This is a genomic window from Thalassotalea agariperforans (assembly GCF_053470345.1).
The window spans coordinates 24,018-46,590 of record NZ_JBQMWH010000014.1 but is presented as its reverse complement, the minus strand read 5'-3'; the positions used below and the strand labels follow the sequence as shown (position 1 = coordinate 46,590).

Sequence of the window (22,573 nt, the reverse complement as noted above, 5' to 3'; positions counted from 1 at the left end):
TCCTAAAAAGTTGAATTGTGATGTTGATTGCAATAATTGCTAGCTTCCTTAGCTGCTACAATAAGGTGATACAAAGTGCTTGCAGGAGCATAATCTACAACTACTTCGTCATTGGCACCCAATTGATCGATGTAAGCCCCTGCTGTATTTGCTGTAAGATAATACGTAAATAACGCTTCAATAGCTTTGGACGCGTAAGATTCAAATTTATTTTTATCTTCAAAATTTAAACAGCTATTAGCCATAGCTAAGCTCGATTTAATGTACTCTGTTACTGGCCAGCATCTCTTAGTATTTTTTAAGGGCTCACCATATTGATTGACCTCATCATAAATCAAACCGGTTACATTTGTGCCTAGTTTAAAAGCATTGATAAATAAGTTAGCTGTATACCTAGAAATAGGGGAATGGGTTATGTCTGAATATTGGTGTAATAACCAAACCCATTCGTACATATGTCCAGGCTCAACAATATGTCCGTGAGTTCCAAATTGAGGCGACCAATCTGCATTAAAAAATTCTAGTAAAACCCCATGTTGGGCATCATAAAAGTGTGACTCAAACATGCTAAATATTTCTCCAGCTCTTGCTATCCAAGAAGGATTTTTGGATGCTTGATACAAAGCAATAAAGGCTTCGAATAAGTGCATGTGAGGGTTTTGCCTTCTGACTGAAGAATTATAATTCCCTTCAAGCCAACCAGCATTTATGCCTTTTATTTTTTCATCAATAGTAGCCATCATTTTTTCGGCATCAACTAGTGCTGAATGGTCATCAAAAGCTTTAAACCTCTGCGCACAACTTAACAGGTAAAATGCTAAGTCGTAGGTATCTTGTTTAGGATCTATTATTTTACTGTTGTAATCCAAGAGGTGGGCAAAGGTTGATTCGCATTCGCTTGTTTTTGCTTTATTTTTCAGGTAGTTATTTATTTTTGAAACCAAGTCTTGTGCATTTTCCATCCAGCCTAACTCGTGCGCTAGAGAGAATACATACATTTGACGATAGTTCACTCTAACTCGGCGAGCCGCTGATAGATCCGGCTCCCCATTCTTAAGTAATCTTTCGTAAACTCCACCAGTAAGCTTATCTATACCCGTTGTTGACCACAACGGTAAAGCATCGAACTTAAACCAGTTAACGAGCTTTTGTGTATTTATAACCAAATTTGTCATTATTTATAAACTCCAAAACATATCTTGGAGCTATCATACAAAACATTTGTAACCGGTTACAAATGTTTTGTGATAAAAATTGCAATTAAGCAATTTCTATTCGATTTATTTGGGGGCTGAAGTACTTTCTCTAACTAAGAACTCAAATGGTAAAACATACTCTGTTTGGGTTATTTCTTTATCATCTAGAAGTCTAAATAATAAATTCATTGCTGTTTTACCTAACTCAGTAGCTGGCTGAGAAATTGTTGTTAAAGTGGGATCAATATATTTACTAACTTCCATATCATCAAACCCAGTAACAGATACATCGCTTGGAACTGAAAGGCCTGCTGTTTTAAATCCTTTTATCAGGCCAATCGCCATTTCATCGTTAAAGGATACAACAGCTGTAGGCCTGTTATCCATGTGGACAAATTGAGTTGCGGCATTTAAACCTGACCATTTACTAAAATCACCTTCAAAAACCAGCGACTTTTCAAATGGAATGCCTGCTTGAGCTAGTGATTGTTTATATCCTTCAAGACGTCTTATAGAGTGAGGATTATCTGAAAGCCCAGTTACTGCTGCAATTTTAGTATGCCCTAATGAAATTAAGTAATCGACTACGGTTTTTTGAGCAGCCATATTATCTATTCTGACTGTAGGGTAGGGAGTTCCAATACAACCACAGGCATTCACGACAGGGAAGTCAGCATTAACAAATGTTGACATATCTTCTTCTCGGTGGGGTCGTAATTGTATTACCCCGTCAGCTTGGCTGGTATTCAATAATCTTAAATACTCTTTTTCTCTGTCAAGAGAATCCCGAGTATCACCTAGTAGGATACTATAACCTTTCGTTCTTGCGACATCTTCAATACCTTTGACAACAGTAGAAAAAAAAGCATTAGCTAAATCAGGAACAAGCACTAAGATTGAATATGCTCTATGGAATCTGAAATTTCTAGCCATCATATTCGGTTTATAACCGATTTTATCTATAGCGTCTTGGACTTTTTTTAAGGCCTTTTCTGAAACTTTATCTGGGTTACTGATCGCTCTGGAAACTGTGGCTGTTGATACGCCAGCTAATTCTGCTACTTCCCTAATATTGGACATGTTATAAAAATCAATGAAATGAAACCTGTTACATTTATACCAAATTTTATCTAAATGTTTAAGGATTAAATTAAAATTATCAACTATAAATAGTAAACTTATCTTGTATTTATGCAGATTTTTCTTACAAAAAGAAAAAATAACTGGAAATCCCCTTTGCAACCGGTTACATTGTTTTGGTGTTTTACATTTTTAAAAACGATGTGAGTTTATCTGTATAGGAAATTTATGAATCAAGTTAATGAAAGGCCGGAGTTATTGGAGAAAATTGGGTATGGTCTGGGAGACTTCGCGTCTTCTATGTTTTGGAAGATATTCTCAGTTTACCTAATGGTTTTTTATACTGACATCTTTGGTATTAGTGCGGCGGCAGTAGGAACAATGTTTTTAGTTAGTCGCTTTTGGGATGCAGCAAATGATCCAATTGTCGGTATTGTAGCTGATCGTATTAAAACTCCTTGGGGAAAGTTTAGACCTTTTCTGGCATTTGGTGCTATTCCTTTTGCAGTTATAGGAGTCCTTACATTTTATACACCGAACTGGTCGGCTGAAGCTAAGTTAGTTTATGCGTATATTACGTATACTCTAATGATGATGGCATACACTGTTGTAAATGTACCTTATGCATCATTACTTGGAGTCATTTCATCTCATTCAGAAGATAGAACTGCTTTAGCTTCTTTTAGAATGGTCTTCGCGTTTGCAGGAAGCATATTTGCATTTGTTCTAATCGAGCCTTTAATTGATACGTTTAGTAATTCTTTTACTAACGAACCAGATCCTCAGCTTGGTTGGACATTAACTATGGTTGTGTTTGGAGCGATTGCTGCAGCTTTATTTTTTGCAACGTTCAGATTGACGAGAGAAAGAGTTCAGCCCTCTTTAGAGCAAAAAAATGATACAAAAAAAGATCTTCGAAACTTGATTCAGAATAAGCCTTGGTTTGTGTTGCTTGGTGCGGCTTTATCTACTCTTGTGTTCAATAGTATGAGAGATGGGGCTGCGGTTTATTACTTCAAGTATACATTTAGCATCGACAGTATCGATTTCTTGGGTCTAACAGTTGGCATTACTACGGCTTATTTAGTTATTGGCCAGGCTGCTAATATTCTTGGCGTTATTTTGGCTACTCCATTGGCTAAATTAATCGGTAAAAAAATGGCGTTTTTTTCTGCCATGGTCATGGCCGCATTTTTTAGCATATTTTTTTATTACTTGGATGAAAGTCAATTTGGCCTAATTTTGGTTTTACAAATAATTGTTAGTATGTGTGCAGGGATTATATTCCCAATACTTTGGTCAATGTATGCAGACATTGCCGATTATTCTGAATTTATAACAGGCCGTCGTGCAACAGGGTTGATTTTTTCTTCCTCGTCTTTTTCACAGAAGATGGGCTGGACACTTGGTGGGGCTATGACCGGATGGACGTTAGCGTATTTTGGCTATGAGGCAAATACTGAACAGTCAGAAGCAACTAAGGAAGGTTTAAAGTTGATGATAAGTTATATTCCTGCGCTAGGTGCGTTGTTGTCAGGCGTTATAATTGCCTTTTATAGTTTATCTGACAATGTAATGAAAGAAGTCCAGACTAAGTTGAGAGAACAAAAAGCTTAATCTTTAGGCGACGTGTTATAGCGTCGCCTTATTTATCGTTAAAATTGTAACCGGTTTCAAGTTGCCGGTCGTAGTAAAAGAGGTTTAAATGAGTAATTACACAGCGAGAATTGAAAAGTTATTTAACAAACAAGCTAAATTGCTTGAACAGGTCAATTTTCCAAAAGACAGCAGTAATGGTATTTATCAGAAGTACGAAAACCCAATTGTTACTCCAGAACATATTCCATTAAATTGGCGTTATGATTTGAATGAAGCAACAAATCCCTATGCAATGGAGCGTATTGGAGTTAATGCGACGTTGAATTCAGGGGCTATTAAATACAATGACAAATATGTCATTGTAGTTCGTGTAGAAGGCAATGATAGAAAGTCATATTTTGCTGTCGCTGAAAGTGATAATGGTATTGACGGATTTCGTTTTTGGGAGCGTCCAATCAGCATGCCTGAAACAGAAATTCCAGACACTAATATATATGACATGCGTTTGACCCGTCACGAAGATGGCTATATTTACGGCCTTTTTTGTACAGAAAGAAAAGATCAAAAAAAGCTAGCTGATACTTCAGCTGCTGAAGCGCAGTGTGGTATTGCTCGTACTAAAGATCTAATTAACTGGGAACGCCTACCTGATTTAATTACGTATTCTGGCCAACAAAGAAATGTAGTTCTTCACCCTGAGTTTGTTAATGGAAAGTATGCATTATACACCAGACCGCAAGACGGATTCATATCAGTTGGCGGTGGTGGCGGTATTGGCTGGGGTTTAACTGATTCAATGGTTAAGGCTGAAGTAAAAGATGAAGTGATCATTGATAACAAGGTTTATCACACAATTAAAGAAGTTAAGAATGGTCAAGGTCCTGCACCAATAAAGACAGATAAAGGTTGGTTGCATTTGGCTCATGGTGTACGAAATACAGCTGCTGGTCTTAGGTATGTACTTTATATGTTTATGACTGATTTAAACAAGCCTTGGGAAATAACGTATAGACCAGCAGGGCATTTTATAGCTCCTGAAGGTTCAGAACGGGTTGGTGATGTATCAAATGTTGTGTTTAGTAATGGTTGGATTGCTGATGAAAACGGTGACGTATTTATTTATTACGCTTCTTCTGATACCCGAATGCATGTTGCTACATCATCTATTGGGCAGTTAGTTGATTATGTAGTTAATACGCCAGAAGACGGATTACGTTCAGCGGCATCTGTGATCGCCATTAATAACCTTATTGACAAAAATCTTTAATAGGAAAGTAAATGGCTGCAGTTAGTAAATCAGCACTTCAGAAACTTAAATCAGAATTCAATACTGAGCTGTTATCCATTATGAAATGGTGGGCAGAAAAATCTATTGATCAAGAGAATGGTGGTTTTTGGGGGCAAATAGAAACGGATGGTACAGTTGTTTGCTCGGCAAACAAAGGCATTATTCTCAATACTAGATTATTATGGTTTTTCAGTGAGGTTGGGCTGTTCACAAGAGACTTACAGGCTGAGGCTGTGTATTTAGCTACACGCAGCTTTAACTATTTGCTTGAGAAATTTGACGACCCTGAGTTTGGTGGATTTATTTGGGAAGTCGATCAGTACGGCAAAAAAATTGATGGTAAAAAGCAAACTTATGCACAGTCTTTCGCAATTTATGGACTGTCGGCGTTTTATCAATTAACAAATAATGAAATGGCACTTAAAAAAGCGATGGATACTTTCAATTTGTTAGAAGAGAAGGCTTATGAACCAAATAGAGGCGGCTACTTAGAAGCATTTTCTCAAGAATGGCAAGAGATTCATGACATGCGGCTAAGTGAGAAAGACGCAAACTTACCTAAGACAATGAACACTCATTTACATGTTTTGGAAGCTTATACCAATCTGTACAAGGTGACAAAGAACGAATTAGTTGGTGCTGCACTTAAACGATTATTAGATAATTTTCAAAGTTCGATTGTTGATCATTCCACATATCATTTACGACTATTTATGTGTAGGAACTGGGGGGATCACTCTGAAGCATATTCTTATGGACATGATATTGAAGCGAGTTGGCTTCTTCAAAAGTCTTTGGTTGCTTTAGGCCATCCATCAACAACAAACAGGTTGACACCGACTGTGCTTCAGTTGGCGGAAACCTGTTTGAAAGAAGGTATTGGTGAAAAAGGGCAAGTTTTTGATGAAATTGACATTAAAACTGGTGACGTAAATAAATCGAGTTGTTGGTGGGTTCAAGCTGAAGCAATAGTTGGTTTTCTAACGGCTTATGAATTGACAGGAAACGCTAGCTATATTGATGCTGTTGAAGGGATCTGGTCATTTGTTAAAGAATTTCATTTAGATACAAATAATGGAGAATGGCATTGGCTATCTGTTTTAGACCAAGGGCCAGAATATGAGGCTTACAAAGCAGGGTTTTGGAAAGGGCCTTATCACAACGGTAGAGCGATGATGGAGTCAATAAATATTCTTAATCGCATATATTCAGAGTCATAATTAAGTAGGTGTTATTATGGAGCTTCAAAGCAAAACATTTGTGGTGGTTGGTGGTGGAAGTGCTGGTTGGTTAACGGCTAATGCCTTATTAAAATCTCTTCCAGACTATCGTGTGGTGTTAATTGAAGATCCTAATATACCAACGATAGGAGTGGGAGAAGGCTCTACACCGGCTTTAAAGGGCTTTTTTGATCTTTTAGGAATTGTAGAGCAGGAGTGGATGCCACAATGTGATGCTACATATAAAAACGGTATCAGTTTTGTTAATTGGTCTAATAATCAAAATTTTAACTCTTATTTTCATGCTTTTCCGTCAACAATCGACAACAATACTTTGGCACCGTTTTTCTATAATTGCCATCAGCGAACTTCAGGTTACAATGTGGAGGCAAACCCAAGTCAATATTTTCTAACGGCAAAATTATCCGAGCAACATAAGTCACCAATACCCGCAGAAAACTTCCCTTTTGAGGTTAATTATGGCTATCACTTCGATTCAGCAAAATTAGCTAGTTTTCTTTCTACTTTTGCTCAATCCAAAGGCATTCAACATATTAAAAAGAAGGTTCAACAAGTACAGATTGGTTCAAACAAAGATATATCTACATTGGTGTTAGAAGATGGGGAGGAAATTAAAGGAGATATATTTTTTGACTGTACAGGGTTCAATTCAGTTATAGCAAATCAAATGCTAAATATTCCATTTGTGAGCTATAAAGATCAATTGCTAAACGATACTGCTATTGTAGTACAGACAGTAGAAACGGATTTAATACGTGAAAGCCAAACTATATCGACAGCTATGAATGCTGGCTGGCGTTGGCAGATTCCATTAAGCAGTAGAAAAGGCCATGGATATGTTTATAGCAGCGAATTTTTAACGAAAGCGGAGGCTGAACGTGAGTTCATTGATTCTATAAGTGATTCGTCAACGCAGTTCAAAACTGAGCCTAGGTTTATAAACTTTAAACTGGGTCGCCTTGATAAGTTTTGGGTCAAAAATTGTGTTGCCATAGGATTATCGCAAGGTTTTATTGAACCACTCGAGGCGACGGCCTTATTTTTAATACAACAAACAGTCGGCAAGTTTATTGATTATTGGAGGGAAGCGGGCGGTTCTGCTGATAATAGAAATAAATTTAATAACGAATTAACAGATCTCTTTGATGGTATTAAAGATTATGTGTTGCTGCATTACAAACTCAGCGGTCGCACAGATACAGATTATTGGCGAGCCATTGCTGAAGATGTTGAACTGTCTGAAGAGCTAATATCTCTGAAGAGAGCTTGGGCTTCAGGAGCACATTTCAGGCAGTCATTACAATTTTTTGGTTTTGATAAGTACTATCCAGTATCTTCTTGGTACAGTATTTTTTCCGGTAGTGGTTGTTTTCCTACGGAATTAAAGGAAGTGAAAAACGAAAAATTTAATTTCGAAAAAGTTCAAGACTTCATCAGAAGGGCATCAATGAACTACTCAAGCCATGCGGCTGAACTATATAATTTACAGATTCATATTAACGAATAAGAATAAAGTTTTAAACGAGGAATTTGTTGCATAATTAGTGTAACCGGTTTCATTTTAATAAAAAAACAAGGTATAACAATATGAAGAAAAGTTTCATAAGAAACTGTGTTCTAGCAACAAGCTTAGCCTTTTCAACTTTTGGTTCTATTGCTGATACGGCAGTAACATTCAAAAAGAAATTGAGTTGGTTAAATGAGCTTAAATTACAGTCTTCAATGTATAGTCAAGCGAATGAAAAATTTGAACTCTTAGATGGATACGCTAACAAGGCTGTTTTTCAGCAGGGAAAGCCGATATCAATTTCAGGAAATGCCGAACCAAATACATTAGTCGCAGCAAGGTTGATTAATGACGTGTCTCAAGCATCTGAAGCAAACTATGTAATAGTTAACTCATCAGGCCAATGGACGGTTACTTTACCGGCACAACCCGCATCTCTCGATAGTTACACAATCAAAATTAGTGATGGTACGCATCAAAGTAAATTGAATAATGTGTTAATAGGTGAAGTTTGGAAGTATGACGGGAGCGACATTTTTTTACCAAATGGGGACGTTGAGTTTTCAGAAGAAGAAATAAATAATCGTCTTGATTATGTTCGAATTTTCAAAATAAAAACCACAAAATCAACAGGTGATCAGGACGCTAAATGGAAAAGAGTAAAAGCCAAACCTGAATACAAAAATGATGAAAATGCGTTAGCTGTATTGTTATATAAACGCTTTATTGAGTTAGGTGAAAGCTCTCCTGTAGCCGTTATTAAAGAAAACGCTGATATTTTAGGTTTTGCAACGTCGGATTTACCGTTTTCAATTGTTGAACAGGAGCCTCATCCTCTGATTGAGTACCTAAAACAGATTCAAGGTGTTGAGACGATTGTCGGCGTTCATAACGATGAAAAAGTTCAGATAAATGAGCCTAGTCAATGGACAAATGAAGTGGCAAAAGTAGCTCAAGTTTGGCCAAGCCTTTGGAGCTACGATTTTGGTTATAACGCATCTGGTATTGCTCTTAGGGAAAACTTAGTCAAAGAAGCTTACAAACATTGGCAGCAGGGTATGGTGTTGAACATCATGCTACACGTATGTCCACCCACTGTCGAAGAAGGATGTGATTGGAACCAAGGTGAAGGCGGTATGTTGTCTGATTTATCACTTGAACAGTGGCAAGAATTATTAAGTAGAGGGACTTCACTTCAAGGCGCGTGGTTGTCCCGCTTAGACTTATATGCTTCTTATCTTTCAGAGCTACAAGACTTGGGTGTTCATGTTTTACTAAGGCCATTCCACGAAATGAATCAAACGCTGTTTTGGTGGTCTTTAGATGGGTACCCAGAATTTACTACTGAGTTATACAGATTAACTCATGATTATTTAGTAGAGACAAAAGGGTTAAAAAACCTGGCATTTATTTGGGATTTACAAGACTTTGAAACCTTGGAAAGTGACTTGAATGATTACGATCCTGGCGAGGAGTATTGGGATGTCCTTGCTCTCGACATTTATGGTGTTGACCGAGACGGCAGCTTGTCTCAGTGGCAGCTATTTGATAATGAAAAATATGATCTTATTGCTAACAAGGCAGGTGACAAACCGATAGCTATTGGAGAGTCAGCCAAGTTACCTACTGCAGGTATATTAGCCGAGCAACCACTTTGGACTTTCGCTATGAGTTGGTCTGAATTAACGTTTGAAGAAAATACCGAAGGTGCAATCAAAAGCTTATATAGCGCTCAAAATGTAGTTCAATTAAACGATATGCCCGGTTGGACTGCCACTCCTAAAGTAGTTTATGAAATTCCTGAAGCAAACTTAGACCAAGGTGAAAAACTCGTTATTTTCTCTGATCAGTTAGGACAATGGCGTTTGCCAAGTGCGTCTTTATCTCAAATTGTTGAATCTGTGGTTGTAGACGAAGATTCTTTCTACGGCAACGTTGTTGAGTATGAGTATGCAGACAATCATGTAGTCGGCGAGTTTCGTTCTGAAACATTGGTTGATATTAGTGAATTTGTCGGAGGAACCTTGGAGTTTGATCTGAAGGTGTTAGCAGAGTCTGAAGCAATTGATGGTAACTGGTATATCAAAGTTGATTGCGGATGGCCATGCGGTACAGCTGATATTCCCCTTTATGAGAGTATAGAAGGGTTGAAACCAACAGTAGGGTATTGGCAGCATTTCACTTTTAGCGTTGATGAACTAATTGCAAATGGAACGTTAGATCCCACGAAGGTCTTATCCCCTTTAGTTATTTTCCCGCTTTGGGGGGAGCAGCAACAAGGAGCTAAATTCAGAATAGACAATATTGCGTATCACGCAGCTCCAGCAATACCTGTATTTGAACTATTAACTAACGATGATTACTCTTTTACTGCGCGAACAAGCCAGTTTGATGAAGTTAGAGTTTCAGACGTGGGCTCAATCACTACCGACGTGCGAGAAATAACGTTCTTAGAAAACCAAAGCGTTAGTGCTTTTACCTCTGGTGAAGTGATTGATTTATCTGTTTATGCAGCAGGTACACTTGAGTTTGACCTGAAAGTTGTAACATTACCCCAATCTGCTGATGGCAACTGGTATATGAAAATGGAATGTGGTTGGCCCTGTGGAACTGGTGATGTGCCATTAACGTCAAGTCGTGAAGGTGTAATGCCAATTGTAGGGCAGTGGCAGCATTACACATTTGATATGGATTATTTGACCAGTTTACCTGGAAGTCATGACCAAGGCGCAATGCCTTTAAATTTAACTAAAGTATCCTCATTACTGACTTTGTTCCCTACGTGGGGGAACTCTCAGCAAGGCACTGTTTACCGAATTGAAAATATCATATTCAAACCTGCTGGTTCGAATGCAGAAAAGCCGAACGAGCTAACTGACACTATAAGTCGTGAGTTTAACTTAAACGGAATTGATTTCTCACTTCCTACAAAACCTTTGAAATTACATTCTTTGATTTCAGATAATGCATTGTTTCAACAAGGAAAAGTTATTCGTCTTTTTGGCCAAGCGGAAGCAAACACCATTGTACTGGCAAAGTTAGGAAATAACTTGAACCCCAATGAAATATTTTATGGTCATGTTGTTGTTCCTGAAACTGGGATTTGGGAACTTGAGTTACCAGCATTACAGGGATCGTATGACACTTATACGTTAAAAGTATCAGATACGGTAAATGAAAAGCAGGTAAACAATATTCAGGTTGGCGAAGTATGGGTGATTGCGGGTCAATCAAATATGGAACTTAAAATTAGTCAAATGGTTGGTGCTCAGGAATTGATGGATAGTATTAATAATTCTAATGTCCGTATATTTCACCAAAATGTTTCTGACGGGAATTACAATTTTCCTTATAAACCTCAGTTTGACGTATTAGGTGGTAATTGGACTACAGCTGAAACTGGAAGTGGGATTGCAGATAGCTCAGCAATTGGTGCTACTTTTGCATTGAAAATGGTAGATGAATTTAATCAGATTGGTGAACAGATTCCCGTTGCAATAATTAATGCACACAGAGGCGGCAGTAAAATCCAAGCTTGGTTACCAAGAGAAACTGTATTAGAGTCAAGCGAAATTAGTGCGTATGTATCTTCCCAACAAAATCAATATGTACCAGATAAATATTTCACAGTTGCTGATCAATTGGATTGGAATTCTCATGGTTGGGACAACTATGTTCAGACGTCTGCGTTGTTCAATCAAAAGGTAAGTCCATTAACTCGATTTAATATTAAAGGGCTTGTGTGGTACCAAGGAGAGAGCGATCCTGTTTACGAAGCCAATGTTTATAACATTAAGGCATTGATAGATTCATGGAGCGCTTTGTTTAACCGAAATGAAGAGTTATTAGACGTTGCTTTGATTCAGTTAGCTCCCTATAACGGACAAGATCCGTTTTCGGGAGAATCGACTAACTATGGTAATTATTCTGGTTTTGCGGATCATCGTCAGGCTCAGCAAGCAGTCGTAGCAGATCAAAAATACACAGAAAAAGTAAGATTAATCCCTATTCACGACATCCCATTGGATTGGGAAACAGATATCGAGATCTTTGCGTATAAAGATCCTATTCACCCTTTAGCTAAACTCCCTATTGGGGAGCGTTTAGCTGACGTTATGTTTAATTCAGTTTATCAATATAACGATCAATATTTAGCTCCGCGCATAGACTCGATTGTGCGAGAAGGTGGTTCACTATTACTGAATTTTGACCGTGAAGTGACGTTAATGGCCAATACAGCAACTGTTCAAACGTTAAAAATTGGCAATAAAATTGGACAATACTGGGATGTGAGTGCAGAGTTTTGGACTAATACCACATTAGCGATCAATGAATTAGACATTGCCTCGAAAGGAATTTCTGTAGAAGATGTTTACTATATTAGCTACGCGGATCTTTCTAGAAATGAACAAGGAAATTTGGTTAGCGATTATGGTATTCCAGCACTTCCGTTTGTACAAAAATTGGATCGAAATCCACATTACACTGTGTCGCCATTATTGATATTTGCAGATAAAGTTACAAGTTGGTCACTTCCTAGCACGAATCAAGCTGTGACTCAGTCAGTTGTAGTAGATGATATTGAGCGTGGAAATGTATTAGAACATACATATATAGCCAATGGAGCCGTTAGTGATCTTCTATCACCATTTAATTCAGACCTGTCTGATTATGCTGGTGGTACCTTAGAGTTTGATCTGAAATTAATACAACAAGCTGAAGGAGCTTCTGGTAATTGGTTTATTAAAGTTGATTGTGGTTGGCCTTGTGGTACTGGTGATGTGCCGTTTTTAAATAGTGTTGAAGGTGTACAACCTCAGTTGAGCCAGTGGCAACACTATACGTTCCCAATTGATGAGTTATTGGCATTAGCGGGTAGTAATGATGTAGGTGCTCTACCTCTTAATCTTGCTAACGTAGTATCACCATTAACTGTTTTCCCTCAGTGGGGGGATAACCAAGCAGGAACCATTTATAGAATCGATAACATAGTTTATTACCCTGCAAACTATGTAAAACAGTCAAATGAATCACTTTTTGTTGATAACTTCACTGATCTTTCTAAAGCCAATGCATTTGATGCAGGAAATTTGGTTATTGAAAATGGAAATGCTCAGTATTTCTTTGGCGATAACGACAGATTAAAACGTTGGGGTGATTATGCATCATCGCTTGATTATGTTTTTGAACAGAGCATGAAACGAGTTGAATTAATTACTTACTTCGAAGCAGAAACCAATAACGATAACCATTTTGTTATTGAAGTTGCAGAAAGCTCAGGTTTATCAAATAGAATAATATTAAGCCCTGTTATTGAGGAAGTGCTCGCTTCTGGTTGGGTTAAGGTAACATACAACGCTGAGTTACCCGTAGGAAACTTCACTTATTTACGCATATCGTTCCCGCAACATGGAGTCTCGGGTAAGGATTGGGCACCACAAATAGGCTCGTTAAAAGTTCTCCATAACTAAGTTGCTGTGACAACAAGGGGTGAAATGTAGTTGAGCAATTCAACTACATTCATTTTTATGATTTATTTACACTTACCTCTCCTATTAACTTAAAATGCCGGCAATTATTTAATTCCACAATAAGAATTCTGCTGTTAATGAGTGTTATTGCATCAAGTATCTTCGGTCGAATATTTCCCAAAAAACTATCAGTTGCTGTTAATAAAAATGGTTTAACGCTAGCCGACAAACAAACTACCCAGCTAATTAACTGGAGCGAGTTAATTACGCCGGTGTCTTTCGAATTTGGTTTTTTCGGGCAAACCATTTGTTTTGCAACCGTTAGCCAAACGTATAAATTAACTATGATGGCGTATAGCGCTGAGTATTTATTAAAAACCGAATGTGATCAGTATTGGGTAAACGCACACTTACCTAAGCTTAATTCGTTACTAAATAAAATTACCTCTACCGCTAACAAGTATTTTTTACGGCAATCAACCGCTAACAAAATCAAAGTAACTATTGCCGAAGAACATGCGCGTTGGTTGCCCTGGATTAAAACCAGTAAAGCCTTGTCTTTGGTGAGTAAACAAATTCAATGGTTAGAAAAATATGCAAAATGGGATGATACGTTAACGCAAACCTACCAAGAAAAATATATTCATCAGCAGCTTCAACAACACAAATCATTCTTCGATAAGGTTGAGTCAAACCCGTTAACCGAGCGTCAACGCAGAGCTTGTGTGATTGATAACGACAATAACTTATTACTCGCGGGTGCCGGCTCTGGCAAAACCAGTGTGATGATCGGCCGAGCTGGTTTTTTAGTAGCAAGTGAGCAAGCAAAGTATGAAGACATTTTACTACTTGCCTACGGTAGAAAAGCCGCTGATGAAATGGATGAAAGAATTCAAAACAAGCTGGCCACCGATAAAATAAAAGCGACCACTTTTCATAGTGTAGGGCTAAATATTATCTCGCAAGTTGAGGGCGCTAAACCAAGTATTTCAGTGTTTTCCGAAGATGAAAAAGCCAAAGCTAAATGGGTGCAAACGTGTTTTGAATCTTTCATCGAAAATGATCCTGATTATCGCGCACTGGTATTAAACTATTTTAATAAATATTACTACATAGAAAAAAATGACTTTGACTTTAAAACCCTTGGCGATTATTACCAATATTTAAATGACAACGACATTCGTAGCTTAAAAGGCGATAAAGTAAAAAGTTTTGGAGAGCTTTATATTGCCAACTGGCTTTTTTATCATGGCATTGACTACCAATATGAAGCGCAATATCAATTTGATGTTAAAACCATTGAATACCAGCAATATAAGCCTGATTTTTACTTGCCAGAGTATAATCTGTATATCGAATATTATGGTATTGATGAACAGGGTAATACAGCTCCTTATATTGATAAAAACGCCTACCACGAAGGCATAGCGTGGAAAAATGCCACCCATGAACAATACAATACTCAATGTATTGCGCTAACATATGCTCAACATAAACAAGGCGTATTACTTAGTGATCTTCATACCGCTTTGTTGAACACTGATATTCAATGTGAAATGTTGCCGGTTGAATCAATACTAGCAAGCTTAAAAGAAACCGGGCGAATTACCGTTTTAGCTGAGCTTTTTAGTAAACTGCTTGGCCTGTATAAAGCCGCGTATTTAGATGAAAACGCAGAAACAAACCTAATTAAACAAGCGCGCGATCCAAAACAAATAACCAAAGCATTACAATTGTTAAAACCTATCATGGCCGCTTATAACAAGTTATTAAGTAAGCGTGGTGAAATTGACTTTGAAGACATGATTGTAAAGGCGATAGGTTATGTAAAATCTGGCGCATTTAAATCACCGTGGCGCTATATTATGGTGGACGAATTTCAAGATATTTCAGAGCCAAGAGCAAGGTTAGTGAAAGCGCTGCGTGATAATCAACATGGAAGCTCGGTTTTTGCCGTGGGTGATGACTGGCAAGCGATTTATCGTTTCAGCGGTGCCGATTTGAAATTAACCACCCAATTTGCCCAATACTTTGGTTTTACTACCCAAACTGAATTAGATTTAACCTTTCGCTTTAATAACAAAATAGGAGAGGTTGCTTCCGCCTTTATTGGTAAAAACCCGCATCAGTTAAACAAAACTATGGCCTCAATAACACAAGTGTCAGCGCCGGCAATTTCACTGTTAAGAAAAGCGGAAAATGCTAGTCATCAGCACCTAATACCAGAAATATCTAATGGCGCACTTGAAGAAGCATTACACGCGATTCATGCCAAAGTATGTAAACCGGTAACGGTATATTTATTAGCGCGTTTTTGGTTTCAATTACCGAATAAGTCAGACCTTCAAGCGCTGTACGCAAAGTTCCCATTATTAAAAATAGCGTCGCAATCTTTCCACGCTTCAAAAGGTAAAGAAGCTGATTATGTGGTTATTTTAGGGTTAACAAAAGGTAAACATGGTTTTCCATCTGAAAAAGCGACACCGCCAATGTTAGACGCGCTTTTGCCTCAGCAAGAAGATTATAACTATGCTGAAGAAAGACGACTATTTTATGTTGCTTTAACCCGCGCCAAACATCGAGTGTACATCATTGCCGATATGGCTAATGCTAGCTGTTTTGTTCATGAACTCATTAATGATCATCACATTGAGTTGAATGAATTTAACTGCCACAGCGAACAAACGTACACTGACGATATTACTTGCATGACCTGCGACACCGGCATATTAACCAAACGCACAGGGCGTTATGGTGCTTTTTATGCCTGCTCACATTTTCCGCGCTGCGAACATAAAGAAAAGCCGTGCGTACAATGTGAAAGCCCAATGTCACGCACACGCCACCAAGGTTTCAAGCTGTGTTTAAATGATGCCTGCAAAAGCATTATACCCACCTGTAAAGTTTGTCATGCTGAAATGGTGTTACGGGCAAGCAAACATAGTGAATTTTGGGGCTGTAAAAATTATCGAGGGAATGAACTAATGAGCTGTAAAAACGGCGTAGATAAAGCAAAAATTAACTGGCCTGAGTTAGTGGAGAATTAGTGGGTAACATGCAATTATTTTATTCAACCAGTAAAGCGTTAGACAAATGGCTTAAAGCCGAGTTACCTACGTTAGTAGAAACTCAAAAAGGCCGAAATACCATAGTGACAAATGCGAAAAAGTTTAGCTGGCAGCTGCATATTATTGATAATAGTTATCGGTCATTTTATAAAACCATTATTGCTACTGAAGCACATAGCCGCTTTACCTGCTTTATGCCTGTTTATAGGCCAATAACGCTAGCCGAAATACATCAACAACTTTCTATGCAATGGCAGCACTTGTTAGTTGAAATGATAAGTGTGAATCAACTACTGCCTAATAGTGACGCGGTTTTATTGTTAAGTAAGCTAGATGCCATAAGCTTTGATATTAGCTGGGCGAAAAATACCGACTTAAGTATTAATGGCCATATTACTGATGCCACTTTATGGGTGAAACAAACGCTGCAAGAGCATGGATTACAAGAAATGCCATTAGCGCTATCAGAAGATTTAGCCATTTACCTGAATGGCCAAGTTAAACGTTTAAAACAGAGAAAAGAAAAGTTTATTCCAATAGAGCGTTTGTTTGAATACTGCCAGATGATCACCCAAGATGACGATAACAAGCAAGAACTTGAACCAACGGACGATTTACCTAGCAACGTTGCTAGATTCAGCGATTATAAAAAACAGTAATTTATAAAACAACCTCAACTAACACATTGAAAATATACAAGAATGTGTCAGGGAAGGTCTAAAAATTTACAATTTAGGCGCTTTTGTCTCAAAGCTAAACTTAATAAAACATGCGGTGTCAAAAGCTTTACCGTAACCATAAATAGAGCCTTTATTAATAATTAAAATAATAACGGTTCAATAATATTTTAAAGTTGCTGGTTTAAAAGCATAACCTTTTCTTTTATGATTTTTAGAATGATATTTGAACTACTTTTAGAAACTCCAAAATTGTTAAGCAGCTCTTTGATATTTAATATGTTATCCATGAGTTTTTGTGCAATAGGTTTTATTTCTTTTGGGTTGATACCTGCTTGTCGAGCCATGAGTTCAAGTGCTTTTTTAGTGGGTTTTACACCATCGCCAGCAAATGAAGTCATATGTTCCTGATAGGGAGATGGAGAATAAACGACATCGTAAAAGGGAGACAACTGCCAGTTGTTATTATCATCAGACAAAAATGCGAAATTCTTTGCGTGATCATCTTGATTACAAATTAAATAATTAAAGAGAGCTCTACTGATTAACTTCCTTGCTTCTGAAACACCACACATCATGCGTGTCGCTTTTATTAGGTCAACATAATCAAGTGACGGTTCTCGAAATGAAGCATCAAGCAGGCCACTTGCCGAAATCATATGAAAACGGCCATTGTCACCAATACAATCAAATCTATCTTGCTTTAGCCAAAACCTATTGTGCTCGGCTTCGAGCAAGTCAAAATTAGCAGTTTCTATTCCGCATTGATTTGCTAGTGTCATACAGCAATATTCAATCAAGCTTTCTTCATGTGATAAAGCAAATTTTTCAGAGGTAAGTTTAATAATACAAGGCTTACCTGTTGCATCTTTATCAGTAGAATAAGTACCGTTAGCTAACTGAGTTGCATTGATTTTTGGTCTAGCACCGCCAGATCCTGCCGTATTCATGAGGCTTTCAATCAATTCTGTCTCTGTGCCTTCAAATTCAGCTACAGCTAATTTACCTAATGTTTGAATAGAGTGCTCTTGAGGAATATTTTTAGAAAGCTCACTGGTGGGTTCATAATAAAGGGCACCTAAACAGTTATCACCGATAAATGCCAAACGTTCTAGCTGTGTTATTTGTTTAGGATCATAACCATTTTTTCTAAAAATTTTATCCATTAAATACAAACCCCAGCCATCGGGAAGGCTGTCAGCAAAAACGCCATGTAATTTGTTATGCGGTATCTGCGGAGCGAGTTGGGCTTGTAAATAATCTTCTAAAGCAAAAGGGGAAATACTTGAATATTGCGTTAAATATTGTTCGTTGTACTGAAAATATATTCCCGTTTTATTTTCGGCAAGTTCGCCTACCTTGATAGAGTTGCCATCAGAGAGTTTTCGCTTAACAACTAATTTATGTTTAAGCATCTTTAAGCACCTCGTCTAAATTTTTCGGAGAATCGGTCAACTGGGTGAGTTTTTGCAGTTCTGTGAGCTTACCTAATTCTGCATAAAGCATGAGAAACTGCCTAAATGATATTTCACCTGTGTTTTCAAATTTACGAATGGTGCTGTCGGGTACCCCTGTTTTTTCAGAAAACTCTTTACTACTAAAGCCCTTAATTTTTCGAGCTTTTTTGCAAAACTGGCTAAATTCTAACTGTAAATCAAAAGGGGTTAGTAATGAGAGCATATAAAGTTCCTGAAATGCTACTATAATAGCTAATATTGCTTTTTATTATAGGTTATTGCTACCTTGGTAGCAATTTTATAGCATTGATAATTGTGTTTCTTAATCATCACTCTTTAGTTAATCTATATTAACTTTTATCGGGTGTTGGGAATATATAATGCATTCGTATGAGGGCTCGTTAATTACAACTACACGCAAAGAAAAAAGTTGGACACAGTAACAAGTTTATATCGAGTATGCGCTGCCGCGACATGTTGCGGTATTAATGACTGAAGTGATTAATTTACTGAATAGTGCTGCTAGTCAAAACATTGATTTGCCCGACGCGCATCGTTGGTATGCAAAAGTACATGCGGCTATTGCGCAGGTAGCTGGTCAATTGAATAATAAAACAGGAGCTTGGCCGAACATTACTGAACTGAATGCGTTTGAGCAGTTTTGTTTGGCTTGTTACCAAGAAACTTTACAAATTATAGAAAGGTCTTAAGCAAGCATGAAAATTTTTCTGATTGTGTTATTAATGCTTATTTGTGTAAGTTGTAGTAAAGAAGCTGAATTTTATTCTATTGAGGTGATTGACTCATCTTTTGCCAATGGCTTGTTTCTTTCAAAATTAACTAAGCATAACATTCCGTATCAGTTCGATTATCATATGGGTGAAGAATATGTGTTGGTGCACGCAAATTTTAAGCAAAAGATAATTAAAATACGGCAAAATAGTATACAAGAAGCTGGGGCGCTTGCGTTGATCCGTTTGAATAACCAATGCAGCCAAAGTAATTTATCGGAAAAATTAAACCAAGCCGCTATTTTTCATCAAACGGTGCGTAAAGCGGGCTACCCGAGTATTAGGGTTACTCAGCGAGATCACAATAGCGAGCTAGTACAAGCGTTATTAGCTGAAGATAAATGGCGCTGCCGTTAACCGTGCTCATAAGTGCTATACATAGTGCTTTAATTATTCAAATTAGCCGCCTAAGTAGGTTTGCTAATTCAACCAATTTGGTATTTATTTTATGTTTATGATCGATATTAACAACTTACAACATCATCAACTAAGGATTAATCATTGGCAGGTAGATAAACATGCCACTTGGTGCGTTTTAGGTAAAAATGGCTCAGGTAAACAATATATTGATGAGTTGTTCGCTGGAAAATTAATACCACAACATGTTGATACATTAACGCTACCACCGGCTGATAAAATTGGCATGGTGTCGTTTGAAACTCAGCAGCGAATTTACGAGCATGAGTTAAAACTTGATGCCAGTGATTTTCTTGATGCGAATGACGTTGGCACGCTAGCGAAAGATTTTCTCCCAAAAGAAAAGTTGGATGATCCTTTAATTAAGGCGTTTAATTTAGGCCATCGCATGGAAACTGGCTATCGACAATTAAGTACTGGTGAAGGCCGGAAGTTATTAATATTACAAGCTATCTTTAATGGTGTTGAGTTGCTGATTTGTGATAACCCATTTGATAGTTTAGATGTCGACTCATGCCACGCTTTGTCAAATGCGTTAGCTGAGCTTGCTAAAAACAATATCACGATTATTTTGCTGTTAAGTAATCGCCAAGATATCCCTGCTTGGTGTAAAAACATTGCTTTTATTGAACGTGGTCAGCTTGACGTTATTGGTGAATTTGACAATGAAGAAACCAAACGACAGTTAGATGTTTTACTTACCCCAAAAGAAAACAACTTAACTTGGCCTGCTACGTTAAAACATCGAGAAAATTATGATCATCCTTATTTAGTTGAACTTAACAATGGCAAGGTGTCTTACAACGGTGTTAATGTTTTTAGTGAGTTAAATGTTCGAATAAAGCCCTTGCAACATACTTTGATCAGCGGGCGTAATGGCAGTGGTAAATCAACCTTAATGCACTTAATTACCGGAGATTGTACTCAGTGCTATAGCAATGATCTGCGTGTCTTAGGGATCAAAAGGGGCTCAGGCGAAAGTATTTGGGAGCTTAAAAAACAAATGGGTATTGTTAGTGCTGAGTTACATCGACAATACCGTGTTAATGGTGATTTGTTAACGGTGGTGATTTCTGGCTTTTACGATACTATCGGTTTATATCGTCAACCTGAAAAACACCATATTGAACTTGCTCGTCAATGGTTACAGCAAGTTGGTTTATTAGACTATCAAAACACACCGTTTCAACAATTAAGTTATGGTGAGCAGCGCCTTGCTTTAATTGCTAGAGCTTTAGTTAAATCACCCTTGTTATTGATTTTAGACGAACCCACTCAAGGGCTAGATGAGTTAAATCGTCATCGTATTCTTAACTTTTTAGAATACCTGACCGAGCAGCAGCAAAGTACTATTTTGTTAGTTAGCCATCGTACAGACGAGCATTTACCGTTATTTAAACAGCATATTAAGTTGTAATTGGCTTGCTTAAACCGTGCGTAATATTTTTTGGAAAAACTGAAACCACTATAGGGAGGAGAGAGCCCTAAAGTAGTTCAGTTTTATAAGTGATAAGTTGTGATTAAGAGAATAATTTAAAACAAATTAAAACTTGGCTAAAGAATCTCGGTTTAAGTCTTTAATTGATTTAGCACCTGTTAAGGTCATCGCTACTCGCATTTCTTTTTCATATAAATCAAGTAAATTCTCAACACCGGCTTGCCCTTGAGCAGCTAAAGCGTAGATGAAAGAACGGCCAAGTAAGGCACAGTCAGCTCCTAAAGCTAACATTCTTACAACGTCTAAGCCTGAACGAATACCTGAGTCAGCAAATATGGTTAAGTTATCTTTTACCGCATCAGCAATTCTAGGTAATGCTTTAGCTGATGACATAACACCATCAAGTTGACGACCACCATGGTTTGAAACAACAATACCGTCAGCACCAAAACTTACCGCATCTTTTGCGTCTTGTTCGTCTAAAATGCCTTTAATTACCATTGGACCATCCCAAAACTCTCTAACCCACTCAAGATCTTTCCAAGAAATTGAAGGATCGAAGTTTGCACCTAACCAGCCAATATAATCTTCTAATTTGGTTGGTTCACCGCGGTAAGTTGAAATGTTGCCAAGATCATGTGGCTTGCCTAATACACCAACATCTAATGCCCATTGTGGATGAAGCATCGATTGAAATATTCTACGTACAGCAGCATTAGGGCCACTCATGCCTGAATGCATATCTCGATAACGCGCACCAGGTACTGGCATATCTACAGTAAATACTAAGGTGGTTACACCAGCAGCTTTGGCACGTTCAAGTACGTTTTTCATAAAGCCGCGGTCTTTTAGCACGTATAATTGGAACCACATTGGTCGTTCAATTGCCGGTACCACTTCTTCAATTGGACAAACGGAAACCGTTGACATGATAAACGGCAAACCTTTATTTTCAGCTGCTTTGGCTGCTTGTACTTCACCACGACGGGCATACATACCGGTAAGACCAACAGGTGCAAGCGCGATAGGCATAGCTAATTTTTCACCAAAAATTTCGGTGTTTAAATTAAGCTCCGACATATTTTTTAATACACGCTGTCTTAACGCGATTTCAGCCAGATCTTCGGTATTTTTTCTTAGGGTATGTTCGCTATAAGAACCCCCATCAATATAATGGAATAAAAAAGGTGGCAGCTTTGCTTGTGCAGCTTTTCTGTAATCTGTCGATGCAGAAATAATCATGGTTTTAGTCCTATTATCATTTTGTAACTACCAGAAGTTTGCTAAATCAGCATGTCGGGCATCTAGTTAGCTTGATTAAAAGTTCAATGTTTATATTTGTA

At 37.7% G+C, this 22,573-nt stretch carries 15 protein-coding genes; 10 read left to right on the top strand and 5 right to left on the bottom strand.

What is annotated here, in order from left to right; translation table 11 throughout:
- Positions 1-2 precede the first annotated feature (2 nt).
- Both ACSLUO_RS15000 and ACSLUO_RS14995 read right to left on the bottom strand, forming a co-directional pair.
- The gene (locus ACSLUO_RS15000) at positions 3-1,175 is read right to left on the bottom strand and encodes an AGE family epimerase/isomerase (RefSeq protein WP_448249693.1); all 1,173 of its coding nucleotides are present in this window, start codon (positions 1,173-1,175) and stop codon (positions 3-5) included.
- Positions 1,176-1,280: 105 nt separating this feature from the next.
- Entirely contained in the window at positions 1,281-2,438 is a 1,158-nt protein-coding gene (locus ACSLUO_RS14995; RefSeq protein WP_448249691.1) for a LacI family DNA-binding transcriptional regulator, read from the bottom strand.
- Positions 2,439-2,504: 66 nt separating this feature from the next.
- On the opposite strand from ACSLUO_RS14995, the gene ACSLUO_RS14990 reads away from it, so the two are divergent.
- The 7 genes from ACSLUO_RS14990 to ACSLUO_RS14960 all read left to right on the top strand — a co-directional run bounded on the left by ACSLUO_RS14990 (position 2,505) and on the right by ACSLUO_RS14960 (position 17,109).
- A complete protein-coding gene (locus ACSLUO_RS14990) occupies positions 2,505-3,893 on the top strand; it encodes an MFS transporter (RefSeq protein WP_448249689.1) in 1,389 nt (462 codons plus the stop codon).
- Between the two features lie 88 nt (positions 3,894-3,981).
- A complete protein-coding gene (locus ACSLUO_RS14985) occupies positions 3,982-5,142 on the top strand; it encodes a glycoside hydrolase family 130 protein (RefSeq protein ID WP_448249687.1) in 1,161 nt (386 codons plus the stop codon).
- 11 nt (positions 5,143-5,153) lie between these two features.
- Positions 5,154-6,383, top strand: a complete 1,230-nt coding sequence (locus ACSLUO_RS14980) for an AGE family epimerase/isomerase (RefSeq protein ID WP_448249685.1) — start codon at positions 5,154-5,156, stop codon at positions 6,381-6,383.
- Positions 6,384-6,399: 16 nt separating this feature from the next.
- Positions 6,400-7,911 (top strand): tryptophan halogenase family protein, encoded by a 1,512-nt coding sequence (locus tag ACSLUO_RS14975; protein ID WP_448249684.1) that lies wholly within the window; start codon positions 6,400-6,402, stop codon positions 7,909-7,911.
- Positions 7,912-7,991: 80 nt separating this feature from the next.
- Positions 7,992-13,382, top strand: a complete 5,391-nt coding sequence (locus tag ACSLUO_RS14970; protein WP_448249682.1) for a glycosyl hydrolase — start codon at positions 7,992-7,994, stop codon at positions 13,380-13,382.
- A gap of 137 nt (positions 13,383-13,519) precedes the next feature.
- Complete coding sequence (locus ACSLUO_RS14965) at positions 13,520-16,429, top strand: UvrD-helicase domain-containing protein (RefSeq protein WP_448249680.1); 2,910 nt, start codon at positions 13,520-13,522, stop codon at positions 16,427-16,429.
- Positions 16,429-17,109 (top strand): amino acid adenylation, encoded by a 681-nt coding sequence (locus tag ACSLUO_RS14960; protein WP_448249679.1) that lies wholly within the window; start codon positions 16,429-16,431, stop codon positions 17,107-17,109. Before ACSLUO_RS14965 ends, ACSLUO_RS14960 begins: the two co-directional genes overlap by 1 nt.
- Positions 17,110-17,297: 188 nt before the next feature.
- Here the strand turns inward: ACSLUO_RS14960 and ACSLUO_RS14955 are convergent, their stop codons facing one another.
- Together ACSLUO_RS14955 and ACSLUO_RS14950 are read right to left on the bottom strand one after the other, a co-directional pair.
- Complete coding sequence (locus tag ACSLUO_RS14955; protein ID WP_448249677.1) at positions 17,298-18,542, bottom strand: type II toxin-antitoxin system HipA family toxin; 1,245 nt, start codon at positions 18,540-18,542, stop codon at positions 17,298-17,300.
- Positions 18,535-18,807 (bottom strand): helix-turn-helix domain-containing protein, encoded by a 273-nt coding sequence (locus ACSLUO_RS14950; protein ID WP_448249675.1) that lies wholly within the window; start codon positions 18,805-18,807, stop codon positions 18,535-18,537. Before ACSLUO_RS14950 ends, ACSLUO_RS14955 begins: the two co-directional genes overlap by 8 nt.
- A 265-nt stretch (positions 18,808-19,072) precedes the next feature.
- On the opposite strand from ACSLUO_RS14950, the gene ACSLUO_RS14945 reads away from it, so the two are divergent.
- From ACSLUO_RS14945 to ACSLUO_RS14935, 3 genes are all read left to right on the top strand, one after another.
- Complete coding sequence (locus ACSLUO_RS14945; RefSeq protein WP_448249673.1) at positions 19,073-19,294, top strand: hypothetical protein; 222 nt, start codon at positions 19,073-19,075, stop codon at positions 19,292-19,294.
- Between the two features lie 6 nt (positions 19,295-19,300).
- Positions 19,301-19,732 (top strand): hypothetical protein, encoded by a 432-nt coding sequence (locus ACSLUO_RS14940; protein WP_448249671.1) that lies wholly within the window; start codon positions 19,301-19,303, stop codon positions 19,730-19,732.
- 91 nt (positions 19,733-19,823) lie between these two features.
- Positions 19,824-21,209 carry an ATP-binding cassette domain-containing protein gene (locus tag ACSLUO_RS14935; protein WP_448249669.1) on the top strand — a complete coding sequence of 462 codons (1,386 nt, stop codon included), beginning with the start codon at positions 19,824-19,826 and terminating at the stop codon, positions 21,207-21,209.
- A 126-nt stretch (positions 21,210-21,335) separates the two neighbouring features.
- On the opposite strand, the gene lldD is transcribed toward ACSLUO_RS14935, so the two are convergent.
- On the bottom strand, positions 21,336-22,472 hold the full coding sequence (gene lldD, locus ACSLUO_RS14930) for an FMN-dependent L-lactate dehydrogenase LldD (protein ID WP_448249667.1): 1,137 nt from the start codon (positions 22,470-22,472) through the stop codon (positions 21,336-21,338).
- Positions 22,473-22,573 lie beyond the last annotated feature (101 nt).

What these genes read in the sequence shown, in the direction of transcription:
- ACSLUO_RS14965 (WP_448249680.1), top strand. Translation starts at nt 13,520, where the DNA reads ATGAGTGTTATTGCATCAAGTATCTTCGGTCGAATATTTCCCAAAAAA.
- ACSLUO_RS14950 (WP_448249675.1), bottom strand. Translation starts at nt 18,807, where the DNA reads ATGCTCTCATTACTAACCCCTTTTGATTTACAGTTAGAATTTAGCCAG.
- ACSLUO_RS14955 (WP_448249677.1), bottom strand. Translation starts at nt 18,542, where the DNA reads ATGCTTAAACATAAATTAGTTGTTAAGCGAAAACTCTCTGATGGCAAC.
- ACSLUO_RS14940 (WP_448249671.1), top strand. Translation starts at nt 19,301, where the DNA reads ATGAAAATTTTTCTGATTGTGTTATTAATGCTTATTTGTGTAAGTTGT.
- ACSLUO_RS14980 (WP_448249685.1), top strand. Translation starts at nt 5,154, where the DNA reads ATGGCTGCAGTTAGTAAATCAGCACTTCAGAAACTTAAATCAGAATTC.
- ACSLUO_RS14975 (WP_448249684.1), top strand. Translation starts at nt 6,400, where the DNA reads ATGGAGCTTCAAAGCAAAACATTTGTGGTGGTTGGTGGTGGAAGTGCT.
- ACSLUO_RS14945 (WP_448249673.1), top strand. Translation starts at nt 19,073, where the DNA reads ATGACTGAAGTGATTAATTTACTGAATAGTGCTGCTAGTCAAAACATT.
- ACSLUO_RS14990 (WP_448249689.1), top strand. Translation starts at nt 2,505, where the DNA reads ATGAATCAAGTTAATGAAAGGCCGGAGTTATTGGAGAAAATTGGGTAT.
- ACSLUO_RS14935 (WP_448249669.1), top strand. Translation starts at nt 19,824, where the DNA reads ATGTTTATGATCGATATTAACAACTTACAACATCATCAACTAAGGATT.
- ACSLUO_RS14970 (WP_448249682.1), top strand. Translation starts at nt 7,992, where the DNA reads ATGAAGAAAAGTTTCATAAGAAACTGTGTTCTAGCAACAAGCTTAGCC.
- lldD (WP_448249667.1), bottom strand. Translation starts at nt 22,472, where the DNA reads ATGATTATTTCTGCATCGACAGATTACAGAAAAGCTGCACAAGCAAAG.
- ACSLUO_RS14985 (WP_448249687.1), top strand. Translation starts at nt 3,982, where the DNA reads ATGAGTAATTACACAGCGAGAATTGAAAAGTTATTTAACAAACAAGCT.
- ACSLUO_RS15000 (WP_448249693.1), bottom strand. Translation starts at nt 1,175, where the DNA reads ATGACAAATTTGGTTATAAATACACAAAAGCTCGTTAACTGGTTTAAG.